This window comes from Pseudomonas hamedanensis, from assembly GCF_014268595.2.
Taxonomy (GTDB): domain Bacteria; phylum Pseudomonadota; class Gammaproteobacteria; order Pseudomonadales; family Pseudomonadaceae; genus Aquipseudomonas; species Aquipseudomonas hamedanensis.
Window position 1 is genome coordinate 470555 of the sequence record NZ_CP077091.1, and the last position, 11831, is coordinate 482385.

The window sequence follows — 11831 nt, forward strand, 5'->3', positions numbered from 1 at the left end:
ACAGTTTGAAATGCGTTCCCCTGTAGGAGTGAGCCTACTCGCGATAGCGGTTTACCTGACACCAAAGAAACGACCATAGAAATCAGCCTGAGGAGATCCCCATGAACGCAGCCGTAGACGTTCTGCAATCGACCCATCAGCACATCAACCGCGATCGCCTGTGGGCCTCGCTCATGGAACTGGCCAAACTCGGCGCGACGGTCAAGGGCGGTGTCTGTCGCCTGGCCCTGACCGACCTCGACCGGCAAGCCCGCGACCTGTTCGTGCAATGGTGCAAAGACGCCGGTTGCAGCGTCACGGTCGATGCGGTCGGCAACATCTTCGCCCGGCGCCCGGGCCGCAATCCGGATCTGCCGCCAGTGATGACCGGCAGCCACATCGACACCCAGCCCACCGGCGGCAAGTTCGACGGTTGCTTTGGTGTTCTGGCTGGCGTCGAAGTGCTGCGTACCCTCAATGACCTCGGCGTGCAAACCGAAGCGCCGCTGGAAGTGGTGGTCTGGACCAACGAAGAGGGCTCGCGCTTCGCTCCGTGCATGATGGGCTCCGGCGTCTTCGCCGAGAAATTCACCCTGGAAGAAACCCTGGCCAAGGTCGATGCCGACGGCGTCACGGTCGGCCAAGCGCTCAACGCCATTGGCTACGCCGGCCCGCGCAAGGTCAGCGGGCACAAGGTTGGCGCCTATTTCGAAGCGCACATTGAACAAGGCCCGATCCTCGAAGATGAGCAGAAAACGATTGGTGTGGTACTCGGCGCGCTAGGGCAGAAGTGGTTCGACCTCAAGCTGCGCGGCGTCGAAGCACACGCCGGCCCGACGCCGATGCACCTGCGCAAGGACGCCCTGGTCGGTGCCGCCGTGATCGTCGGCGCCGTCAACCGCGCCGCGCTCGGCCACCAGCCCCACGCCTGCGGCACGGTCGGCTGCCTGCAAGCCTACCCCGGCTCACGCAACGTCATCCCTGGCGAGGTGCGCATGACTCTGGATTTCCGGCATCTGGAACCGGCGCGCCTGGATTCGATGATCGCCGAGGTGCAGCAGGTGATCGACGCCACTTGCCAACAGCACGGCCTCACCTACGAATTGACCCCGACCGCCGACTTTCCGCCGCTGTACTTTGAAAAAGGCTGCGTGGAGGCGGTGCGCGGCGCAGCGAAAGGGCTGGGTCTGTCGCACATGGACATTGTCAGCGGCGCCGGCCACGACGCGATCTTCCTCGCCGAACTCGGCCCGGCGGGGATGATTTTTGTGCCGTGTGAAGGCGGGATCAGCCACAACGAAATCGAGAACGCGGCACCGGATGATCTGGCGGCGGGGTGTGCGGTGTTGCTGCGGGCGATGCTGGCGGCTTCGGCGGCGGTGGCGGCCAGCGAGCGTGCCGCCTAAGGTAAACGCACCAAGCAAACCTGTGGGAGCGAGCCTGCTCGCGAATGCGCTGAGTCAGTCAATGAATGCTCTGAATGACACCGCGCTTTCGCGAGCAGGCTCGCTCCCACAGTGGATTTTTGGCGATTTTGAGGCTGTGGCACGATCCCGAACCGCTGCGGTCGTACTCTTCACCTAGCCGCATTACGTTGTGGAGATCCAATGAGCCAGGAAGTCCTGACCACCGAAACCAATCGTCGTCAGTTGCAGCAAATCATTGCCGGCCTGTCCGATGGCGTCATTTTGCTGGAGCTCGACCAGAGCATTCTCTGGGCCAACGAGGCGGCGCTGGCCATGCACGGCGTCAGCACTATCGGCGATCTGGGCGCCCACGCCGACGAGTACGCCAAGCGCTTCAGCCTGCGCTATCGCAATAATCACACCTTGTCGCCAGAGCACTACCCGATCAGCCGTGTCGCGCGCTGCGAGGTGTTCAGTGACGTGCTCATCGAAGTCTCACCCGTGGGCGATCCAGAGCGCCTCTGGGTGCACAGTGTGCGCAGCATGGTGCTGACTGACCGTGAAGGCCAGCCCGAGTCGCTGGTGCTGATCATGAGCGACGTCACCGATTGGGCCAACGCCGAGCAGCGCTTCGAAAAAACCTTCAATGCCAACCCGGCACCGGCGGTGATCTGTCGGCTCAGCGATTTGCGCTATATCAAGGTCAATCCGGGTTTCCTGGAGATGACCGGCTACACCCGCGAGCAGGTGATCGGCACGTCGGCCTATGAAATCGATATTTTTGAACAGGCCGAGCGACGCGACCTTGCCATTCAGCGTCTGCGCGACGTTGCGACCATTCCGCAGATGCAGGCCGAACTGCGCCTGCCCGATGGCGGCAGCAAACAGGTGATCGTTGCCGGGCAGCCGCTGCTGCTCAACGACGAGAACTGCATGTTGTTGTCTTTCGTCGACATGGAACCACGGCGCAAAGTCGAAGTGGCCCTGCGCCAGAGCGAGGAGCGGTTCGCCAAGGCTTTTCGTCTGAGTCCTGTGCCGATTCTGATCTGCAGCGCCGAGGATCAGCACGTCATCGACGTCAATCAGGCCTTCCTCGAAACCCTCGCTTATGACAGCGAGGAGGTGCTGGGCAAAACCGTGACGCAGTTGAACTTCATTGACGACGACGGTGTGCGTGTGGGGTTGCTTGCGGCGCTGGCGAAAAACGGTCGGGTGGACCGCGTAGACGTGCGGGTGCGCAAGAAGAATGAGGATCTGCTGGACTGCGCATTGTCGGCCGACACCGTGAATATTCACGACACGTCCTGCTATTTGCTGGTGTTGATGGACATGACTGAACGCAAGCGTACGGAGCTGGAGCTGGTGGCCGCGATTGAAGAGGTGATGAAGGATGCTTCTTGGTTCAGCCGGACCCTGATCGAAAAGCTCGCGAACGTGAAGAAGTTCAATTCGCCACAGTTGCCCAGCGCCTCGTTTACCGATCTGACGGCGCGCGAGCGCGATGTGCTGGGGTTGATCTGCGAAGGTCTGGCGGACAAGGAGATCGCCGCCCGACTGAAGCTGGCGCCCAATACCGTGCGTAATCATGTGGCGACGGTGTATTCCAAACTCGACCTGCACAGCCGCAGCGAGGCGATTGTCTGGGCCCGGGAGCGTGGCTTGTTTTCCGGAGAGTGGGGCACCAAAGGGCAGCGCTAGGGGTGCAAATGCACTAGGTGCAAGGGTGCAAATTCATGTTTTGGCGGGGGCTGTGGGTTCTTAGGCTGGTGGGGTGCGGTGCGAGCCATGTCGGGCTTGCGATCGTGCCCCTTCGAAACGGCTATAGGAACCACGTCCATGTTGAATCTTGCGCAGTTGCGCGCGCGGCTTGAGCAGAGTTTTGCGCCGCTGGCTTGTGATTGTTCGGTGGATGGTGATCATTCGCTGACGGTCAAGTTGTATCACCCCGAGTCGGGGGAGGTGGATCTGGTGATCAGTGGTCTTGATCTGGGTTCGCTACGTACGCCTGAGTCCGTTGAGGCGTTGGTGGATGAGTTGCGGTATGAGCTTGAGAGCAATTCTTTGCGCTCGGCGCGGGATTCGGGTTTGGCTTAAGGGGCGGTTGGTCTTGGCGGCCTTTGGGCCGACCAGGTTTTGGGTGGTTTGGGGGGTGTATCCGTTGCTGCGGTAACGGCTGCTTACGGTTCCGCCCTGACGGCGGGTGACTTTGGGGGCCCAAAGTAACCAAAGGCCTTTTGCCCTGACGTGCGGCCCCTCGCTGTGGCTCGGGGTGCCTTCGCTGCGGGATCGATCCGGGCGCAGCGTCTCCGGTTTGCTTCGCTGCACCTCCTTCCGCTGTGTACGACTGCGTCGTACGGTCGCTGCGCTCCCACCCCCGGATCAATCCCTCCGCTCAGCCTGCCGACGGGCGCCGTGCATCAAGATCAAGAGCCTTACTCGAGCTAACGCTCATTGTGTTGAGTGGTTGGGAGCTAACGCGGTTTGCTTTGCTTTTGCTTTTGCTTTTGCTTTTGCTTTTCTGTGGGAGCTGGCTTGCCAGCGAAGGCGGCCTGCCAGCCGACCCATATCCATCAGACTCCACGCGATTCAATTGTAGGAGTGAGCCTGCTCGCGATGACGGCCAACCAGCCGCCTCATTTCCATAAGATTCACCCAACCCCAACTGTGGGAGCTGGCTTGCCAGCGAAGGCGGCCTGCCAGCCGACCCATATTCTCCTGACCCACCACAATTCCATTGTAGGAGTGAGCCTGCTCGCGATGACGGCCGACCAGCCGCCTCATTTCCATCAGATTCACCCAACCCCAACTGTGGGAGCTGGCTTGCCAGCGAAGGCGGCCTGCCAGCCGACCCATATCCTCCTGACCCACCACAATCCCATTGTAGGAGTGAGCCTGCTCGCGATGACGGCCGACCAGCCACCTCATTTCCATCAGATTCACCCAACCCCAACTGTGGGAGCTGGCTTGCCAGCGAAGGCAGCCTGCCAGCCGACCCATATCCATCAGACTTCACGCGATTCAATTGTAGGAGTGAGCCTGCTCGCGATGACGGCCGACCAGCCGCCTCATTTCCATCAGATTCACCCAACCCCAACTGTGGGAGCTGGCTTGCCAGCGAAGGCGTCCTGTCCGGCAACGCAATTTCGACAGCCAGTCTCCTCCGAAATCCCGGCTTTACTGGCGCTCGCCGGGGGCTCGGCTATAAAGAATGGGTGTCAGGTCTCCCGTGGCCGGTTCGGTTGCGGGAGTTTGTCTCTCACTTTCCGCGGGTCGTCCTATGAATAATCTTGGGAAACGCGTGTTGCCGTTGGCTTTTTTTGCAGTGTTGATGGCTGGCTGTGCCAGTCCGCCACCCCCTCCGCCGGCAGCGCCGCCGCCACCGCCGGAACGCAGGTGTGAGGTATTGGAAAATACTGAGGTGGCCGGGGATATGTATGTGGATGAGCAGGTGACACGCCATATCACGACTACCCGCTGCGTCACGCAATAAGGTTGGCGATGACTCGGGTGCAGGAAGCCTGGAATCATGCACCGATCCTGTGGGAGCGGGCTTGCTCGCGAAGGCGTTGTGTCAGTCCGGATGCAGGTGACTGACACACCGTTCGCCAGCAAGCTCTCTTCCACAGAAGTTAAGCGTGTCTTGAAAAATCAGGACAGGAACCCGCCGTCCACATTCAGCGCAACACCGGTGGTGTAGCTCGACGCGTCGCTGGCTAGGTAGAGCACCGCTCCGGCCATTTCGCTCGGGTCGGCGACGCGTTTGAGCGGGATTTGCGTCAGTGCCTGTTTCAGGATCGCGTCGTTCTTCACCAGCGCCGAGGCAAATTTGGTGTCGGTCAGGCCTGGCAGCAGGGCATTGCAGCGGATGCCGAACTGCGCGCATTCCTTGGCGAAGACTTTGGTCATGTTGATCACCGCGGCCTTGGTCACCGAGTAGATCCCCTGGAAAATCCCCGGCGAGATGCCGTTGATCGAGGCGACGTTGATGATGCTGCCGCCACCGTTTTCGCGCATCAACTTGCCGGCTTCCACCGACATGAAGAAGTAACCGCGAATGTTCACGTCGACGGTTTTCTGAAAGGCACCCAGATCGGTGTCGAGCACGTTGCAGAACTGTGGGTTGGTGGCGGCGTTGTTGACCAGGATATCGAGGCGGCCGAACTGTTCCTTGATCCCGGCAAACACTTGGCTGATCTGCTCCATCTCACCGATGTGGCAGGCGACGGCGGTGGCTTTGCCGCCGGCGGCGATGATTGCGTCGGCGACGTGCTGGCAACCGTCGAGTTTGCGGCTCGAGACGATCACGTGGGCGCCTTGCTGGGCCAGCAGTTTGGCGATCGCTTCACCGATGCCACGGCTGGCGCCGGAGACGAACGCGATTTTGCCGTCGAGGTCGAACAACTGAGTCTTGGACATAGGGTTCCCTTGTGAAAAGTCTTGTTGGAGGCCTGGGTCAGAGGCTCGATTTCGAAATGACCTGCAAGCTCATCTGCTCGAGCAGTTTGTTCATGTGAATGAACTGCGCGAAGCGTTTGTCCTGGGTCTGGCCATGGTAGAAGCGGTAGTAGATCTGCTGCACGATGCCGGCCAGACGGAACAGGCCGTAGGTGTAGTAGAAGTCGAAATTGTCGATCTGGATGCCCGAGCGCTCGGCGTAGTAATCGACGAACTCACGGCGGGTCAGCATGCCCGGTGCGTGGCTCGGCTGGCGGCGCATCAGTTGCACCGGCGCCGGATCGTCGGCCTGGATCCAGTAGGCGAGGGTGTTGCCCAGGTCCATCAGCGGGTCGCCGAGGGTGGTCAGTTCCCAGTCGAGTACGCCGATGATTTGCATCGGGTTGTCCGGGTCGAGGATGACGTTATCGAAGCGGTAATCGTTGTGGACGATGCTTGAGGTCGGGTGGTCGGCCGGCATCTTGTCGTTGAGCCAGGTTTTGACTTTCTCCCAGTGCGGGGCGTCCGGGGTCAGGGCTTTTTCGTAGCGTTCGCTCCAGCCTTTGATCTGGCGGGCGACGTAGCCTTCAGGCTTGCCGAGGTCGCCGAGGCCGCAGGCGTTGTAGTCAACGCGGTGCAGTTCGACGAAACGGTCGATGAAGCTTTTGCACAGCGCTTCGGTTTTTGCCGAATCGAGGCCCAGTTCCGGTGGCAGTTCGGCGCGCAGGATAATGCCGTTGACGCGTTCCATCACGTAGAACTCGGCGCCAATCACGGCTTCGTCGGTGCAATGCACGTAGGCTTTCGGGCAGTACGGAAAGCCGTCACGCAATTGATTGAGGATGCGGAATTCACGGCCCATGTCGTGGGCCGATTTGGCCTTGTGGCCGAACGGTGGGCGGCGCAGGACAAACTCCTGCTGCGGGTATTCGAGCAGGTAGGTCAGGTTCGACGCACCGCCGGGAAACTGGCTGATTGCAGGTGTGCCGGTCAGGCCCGGAATGTGCGCCTTGAGGTACGGATCGATCAGGCTGGCATCGAGTTCTTCGCCGGAGCGGATACGGGTGGACTGGTCAGTAAGCGCCATGCTTATCCCTTCTGCTTATTTTGGAGGCCAGACATCATTGGCTAATCTAATGGCGCGCTCGGTCGCTCACAAGCGCGGGCAGGTCTTATAGGTTAGCGTGTTGCCGAATAATCACCTGTGGGAATGTGCACAACGGGGCGCAGCCGACTAAGGTTCAGCAGGTATGCCGTGTCCAACAAGGAGAGCGCAAATGGGCTGCCCGCAAGTCTGTGCCAGCGCCACCCTGCAATGCAGCTTCGGCGCCGCGCCGTCGATGCTCAACGTGTTGCCGGTCAATCGCACCCTGACGGGCGGGATGCCAGCGGCGAACATCATGGATCACATCCCGCTGGTCAACATCCTGCCGTTCGGCGTGTGCATGAGCATGGCCAATCCGATGGTGGCGGCCGCCACCGCGGCGGCGCTCGGCGTGCTGACGCCGATGCCGTGCATTCCGGCGACGGCGACGCCGTGGATCCCAGGGGGGGCGCCGACGCTGTTGCTCGGCGGGATGCCGGCGATCGATGCCAACAGCACATTGATGTGCAACTGGGCGGGGGTGATCAAGATCGTGATGCCGGGGCAGATGCAGATGCTCATTCCCTGAGATCCGAGTTGAGTGTGCCGGCCCCTTCGCGGGCAAGCCCGCTCCCACATTGGAATGCGATCAACTGTGGGAGCGGGCTTGCTCGCGAAGAGGCCGGTTCTGCCAACAGAGAGCTGTCAGGCCTGCTGTGGATCCGCCCACCGCCGATACCACCAGCGCACCCGCGAAATCGGCTTGCCGTCCGCCCCCAACGGCCGCCCATCTTCGGCAAAGCCCTATTCCTCGAAACACCGGCCGCCATGACGCAGCCTGAAGCGCCGGCAGCGGTGGCCCAGGCTTTGCGCGACCGGCCAGCCGTGACGAGGCGTATCGGCAGTTGCTGCTGATCGCCGAATACCTGGCCCGCACCGAACCCCACAGCCCGGTGCCGTACCTGATCCGGCGCGGGGTCGAGTGGGGCAATAAACCGTTGAGCGAGTTATTGGGGGAGTTGATCAGCGCCGATGCCGAATCGCGGCGGTTGTGGACCCTGCTCGGTGTACTTTAGTGCACACGCTGATCGTTGAGCCTGGGCGGCAGCGTGATGGGCGTCAGTACCGGCTCGCCGGAAAAGAACGCCATGAGATTTTTGCCCACCAGTTCCACCGTGCCCTGGGTGGCTTCCGGTGACAGGCCGGCGACGTGTGGCGTCAGCAGCACGTTGCTCAGGGCTTTCAGCGCATCCGCCACGTGCGGCTCGTGGTCGAACACATCCAGCGCGGCGCCGGCGATCCGCCGTTGCTCCAGAGCGCTGATCAGGTCCGCCGTGGCGATCACGCTGGCCCGGGCAATGTTGACGATAAAACCGTTCGGTCCGAGGGCGTCAAGCACCGTGCGGGTCACCAGATGCTGGGTGCCGAGTCCGCCGGGGGTGGCGACGATCAGGAAGTCTGCGGCCCGCGCCAGTTCGGTCGGGGTCGAGCAGAAGGCATAAGGCACATCGCTGCGCATCTGGCGGCTGTGATAGCAGATCTGCATGTCGAAGCCCAAGGCCGCGCGTTTGGCGATTGCCATGCCCACCGCACCCAATCCAAGAATGCCCAGACGTTTGCCGGCCAGCGACGGACGCATGATCTTCGGCCATTCACCGCGGCGAACGGCAGCGTCGCAACGCGCAATGTCACGCACCAGCGCCAACAGCATCGCCATTGCATGGTCGGCTACCGAGGAGGCGTTGACGCCGGCCCCGTTGGTGACGGTAATGCCGCGGTCGCTGGCCGCTTGCAGGTCGACTTGCTCGTAACCGGCGCCGATCACCGTGATGATTTTCAGCGCGGGCAGGGCGGCGATTTCATCGGCGTTCAGGCCCAGCGGGCCACGGGTCAGCACCGCATCGATGCGGCTGCCGTGGGTGACGATGGCTTGCGCACGCTCGGCCGGCGTAGGGGCGAGAATCAGGTGAAAGCCTTGACGTTCGAGAATCGGCAGATAGTCATTGATGGTTTCAACCAGTACCAGAACGGTTGCGGGCATTGCGCGGCTCCTGTGATCGGCGGCGGGGGATGGTCGCGAAAGTCATTCAGAGTGCTGAATCCGCAGCGGCTTGGCAATCGCTGTCATCCGCGCCGCAATGCTCTGATTCTGGACGGCATCGAGCAAGAAGCAAGGGCTGGCAGTGCACCGGTGGTCCGCTGCGCTGCCGCCATCCTGCCGATTGACGCAACTCTTTAGCGAAGGCGCCCATTCTGACGAGCGCCGACCTGGAACGTTATGTCGGCGCCATGGACTCGGGCTGTCAACCGGCGGATCAGGTGACGTACTGCGCCAGGCCGTTGCCGAATGACCAGTTCTCTTTTTTCACTTCTACCAGATTGATGAACACATCCTCCAGGCGCACCGCCAATTGTGCGTGAAGACTCTCGGCGATGGTTTTGAACAGCAACTGCTTTTTCTCCACCGTGCGACCTTCGCTGATGGTGATCTGGATGAACACCACGCCCTCGCTGCGCTGGATGCCGAGGTATTGCGGATCGTAGACAAAGTGCTGGCGGTCGTGTTCGGCGAGGATCTGAAAGTTATCGTGTTCCGGCACATCGATACAGCTGCGCAGGGCGGCGTAGATCTGTTCGCCGATACGTTTGGCGAAGGTGGGGTCGGGGTTTTGATGGATGTCGACGCGAACCAGTGGCATGGCAGACTCCTGGGGTGAGTGGCTTCTCTCAAGCTAGATCAAACACGGGATTCTGGCGGGCGATTGGTTTGGAATCGTTTGGATTTCTGTGTATGAGGGAGCTTACGAGACTCGCGGATTTTGCCTACGGGGATGGCAGATGTGTCTGCTAGCCAGCATTTGCTGAAACCGAAATGATGGATGCAAGAAGGCGACGCTGATCAAGTATGTGCTTGCCGCGGATGCCCATGACAAGCCAGGGAAGGCACATGTTTTTTGATGATCGCGAAAGTACTGAATTGAAAAGCTTCAGACGGAAGCTCAAAAACTCGGGGCGGAGAAGCGCAAGCTCTTGGCTGAGGAAGCAAAGCTGAAGCGCGAGACGTTCTTTTATCCGCTCGTGGCAGGCGCCGCAGTGTTAACTGCATTCGCGTCTGTGTTTGGACTATTCCTCAAATTGTAAAACCACCGGACAAGGAACTCGTCACAACCCTCCGCTTATTTCAAATAACGAGACGATTATGAATTCAGAACAACGCAGGGCCAGAATAGAAAGGCTGTATGAAGAAGAGCTTGATTTCAGGGAGGCCATGAGACCTTTCCACAAAGCCGAGATGCGTGAAGCGCTTATGCTTTTTGGTCTTGGTATGTTGTTGGCTGCCATCGGTATCGGACTCGCGTTCGTGTTGGCCCGAACCCTTTGATGTTGCGCATCGGCGTCCGCTTCGTTCCAGTAAACGACACGTATCATCTCGGATAACGACAGTTAATATCCTGAAAACGACTGCTCATCAATCTGCTCCGCACAACCATTCCTCAGCTAAGTCTTTGCTTCGCTTGATTTATCACGGAGAATCGCGCCCCTGTTTCGGCCGGAGCATGTCTGTCGGTTTTTTCCGACGCGTCCCGACCGAGTGGCAAGTGACCGGAATGCGGAGATCCGACCGGATGAATGATCAGGCCAATAGCCTCGAAAAGCGCTTTGACGCAGCAGCCCCCGCTGAACTTTCGAGCTGGAATCGCCAGGACACCACCTGGATGCTGGGACTGTTTGGGACGGCCATTGGCGCCGGTACCCTGTTTTTGCCGATCAATGCAGGGCTGGGTGGCTTCTGGCCGCTGGTGATCCTCGCGCTGCTGGCGTTCCCGATGACGTTCTACGCCCACCGTGGACTGACCCGTTTTGTATTGTCCGGTCGTGAAGGAGCCGACATCACCGAAGTGGTCGAGCAGCATTTCGGCATCAAGGCGGGTGCGTTGATCACGCTGCTGTATTTCTTCGCGATCTTTCCGATCCTGCTGATCTACAGCGTCGGCCTGACCAACACGGTCGCCAGTTTCCTTGAGCACCAACTGCACATCACGCCGCCGCCGCGTGTGCTGCTGTCGTTCGTGCTGATTCTCGGGCTGCTGGCCGTGGTGCGTTGCGGTGAGCAGGCCATCGTCAAGGCCATGAGCCTGATGGTTTACCCGTTCATCGTCGCGCTGCTGTTTCTCGCGGTGTACCTGATTCCGCACTGGAACGGCGGCATCCTCGCCACGGCATCGCAGGTGCCGGCGCCGTCGGCGCTGCTGCATACCCTGTGGCTGGCGATTCCGGTGATGGTGTTCTCGTTCAACCATTCACCCATCATCTCGGCGTTTGCGGTGGATCAGAAGCGCCGTTACGGCGTGCACGCCGAGGCGCGCAGTTCGCAGATCCTCTCCCGCGCCCATGCGTTGATGGTGCTGATGGTGCTGTTCTTTGTGTTCAGCTGCGTGCTGACCCTGTCGCCGGAACAACTGGCTGAGGCGAAAGCGCAGAACCTGTCGATCCTGTCGTACCTGGCCAACCACTTCAGCAACCCGACCATTGCCTTCGCCGCGCCGTTGATTGCGTTCGTGGCGATTTCCAAGTCATTCCTCGGTCACTACATCGGTGCCAGCGAAGGCCTCAAAGGCCTGATCGTCAAGAGTGGCAAGCGTCCGGGTGCCAAGGCGCTGGATCGCATCGTCGCGGCGTTTATGCTGGTGATCTGCTGGATCGTGGCGACGCTGAATCCGAGCATCCTGGGCATGATCGAAACCATCGGTGGCCCGGTGATTGCGGCGATCCTGTTCCTGATGCCGATGTACGCCATCCGTAAAGTGCCAGCGATGGCCCGTTATCGCGGCCAGGCCTCGAACGTGTTTGTCACGGCGGTGGGCCTGGTGGCGATTTCGGCGCTGGTTTACAAGCTGACGATGTAACGTCGCTTCAAGTGAACGACA

The 11831-nt window shown here is 60.5% G+C and carries 10 protein-coding genes and 2 pseudogenes; 7 read left to right on the forward strand and 5 right to left on the reverse strand.

Annotation, left to right across the window (positions count from 1 at the left end; genetic code table 11):
- Window positions 1–101 precede the first annotated feature (101 nt).
- From HU739_RS02080 to HU739_RS02090, 3 genes are all read left to right on the forward strand, one after another.
- Entirely contained in the window at window positions 102–1385 is a 1284-nt protein-coding gene (locus HU739_RS02080) for a Zn-dependent hydrolase (protein ID WP_186551880.1), read from the forward strand.
- Window positions 1386–1586: 201 nt separating this feature from the next.
- Window positions 1587–3083, forward strand: a complete 1497-nt coding sequence (locus tag HU739_RS02085; RefSeq protein WP_186551881.1) for a helix-turn-helix transcriptional regulator — start codon at window positions 1587–1589, stop codon at window positions 3081–3083.
- A gap of 138 nt (window positions 3084–3221) precedes the next feature.
- Window positions 3222–3479 carry a DUF1652 domain-containing protein gene (locus tag HU739_RS02090; RefSeq protein ID WP_186551882.1) on the forward strand — a complete coding sequence of 86 codons (258 nt, stop codon included), beginning with the start codon at window positions 3222–3224 and terminating at the stop codon, window positions 3477–3479.
- Window positions 3480–5033: 1554 nt separating this feature from the next.
- Here HU739_RS02090 and HU739_RS02095 read toward each other — a convergent pair.
- Window positions 5034–5801, reverse strand: a complete 768-nt coding sequence (locus HU739_RS02095) for an SDR family oxidoreductase (RefSeq protein ID WP_095120260.1) — start codon at window positions 5799–5801, stop codon at window positions 5034–5036.
- A gap of 37 nt (window positions 5802–5838) precedes the next feature.
- The gene (locus HU739_RS02100; RefSeq protein ID WP_186546691.1) at window positions 5839–6906 is read right to left on the reverse strand and encodes a phosphotransferase family protein; all 1068 of its coding nucleotides are present in this window, start codon (window positions 6904–6906) and stop codon (window positions 5839–5841) included.
- Window positions 6907–7096: 190 nt separating this feature from the next.
- Between HU739_RS02100 and HU739_RS02105 the strand changes: the two genes are divergently transcribed.
- Window positions 7097–7492 carry a DUF4280 domain-containing protein gene (locus tag HU739_RS02105; protein WP_186546690.1) on the forward strand — a complete coding sequence of 132 codons (396 nt, stop codon included), beginning with the start codon at window positions 7097–7099 and terminating at the stop codon, window positions 7490–7492.
- 116 nt (window positions 7493–7608) lie between these two features.
- Here the strand turns inward: HU739_RS02105 and HU739_RS02110 are convergent.
- Window positions 7609–7707 (reverse strand): annotated as a pseudogene (locus tag HU739_RS02110) (toxin-antitoxin system YwqK family antitoxin); the annotation flags it as partial.
- A 38-nt stretch (window positions 7708–7745) separates the two neighbouring features.
- Here HU739_RS02110 and HU739_RS02115 point away from each other — a divergent pair.
- Window positions 7746–7979 (forward strand): annotated as a pseudogene (locus HU739_RS02115) (hypothetical protein); the annotation flags it as partial.
- On the opposite strand, the gene HU739_RS02120 reads toward HU739_RS02115, so the two are convergent.
- Together HU739_RS02120 and HU739_RS02125 are read right to left on the reverse strand one after the other, a co-directional pair.
- Window positions 7976–8944, reverse strand: coding sequence for a 2-hydroxyacid dehydrogenase (locus tag HU739_RS02120; protein ID WP_186546689.1), 969 nt, complete (start codon window positions 8942–8944; stop codon window positions 7976–7978). The pseudogene HU739_RS02115 and the gene HU739_RS02120 overlap by 4 nt on opposite strands.
- A 274-nt stretch (window positions 8945–9218) precedes the next feature.
- Window positions 9219–9602, reverse strand: coding sequence for a tautomerase family protein (locus HU739_RS02125; RefSeq protein WP_186546688.1), 384 nt, complete (start codon window positions 9600–9602; stop codon window positions 9219–9221).
- Between the two features lie 500 nt (window positions 9603–10102).
- On the opposite strand from HU739_RS02125, the gene HU739_RS02130 reads away from it, so the two are divergent.
- Complete coding sequence (locus tag HU739_RS02130) at window positions 10103–10285, forward strand: hypothetical protein (protein WP_186546687.1); 183 nt, start codon at window positions 10103–10105, stop codon at window positions 10283–10285.
- 244 nt (window positions 10286–10529) lie between these two features.
- Entirely contained in the window at window positions 10530–11810 is a 1281-nt protein-coding gene (locus tag HU739_RS02135; RefSeq protein WP_186546706.1) for an HAAAP family serine/threonine permease, read from the forward strand.
- Window positions 11811–11831 lie beyond the last annotated feature (21 nt).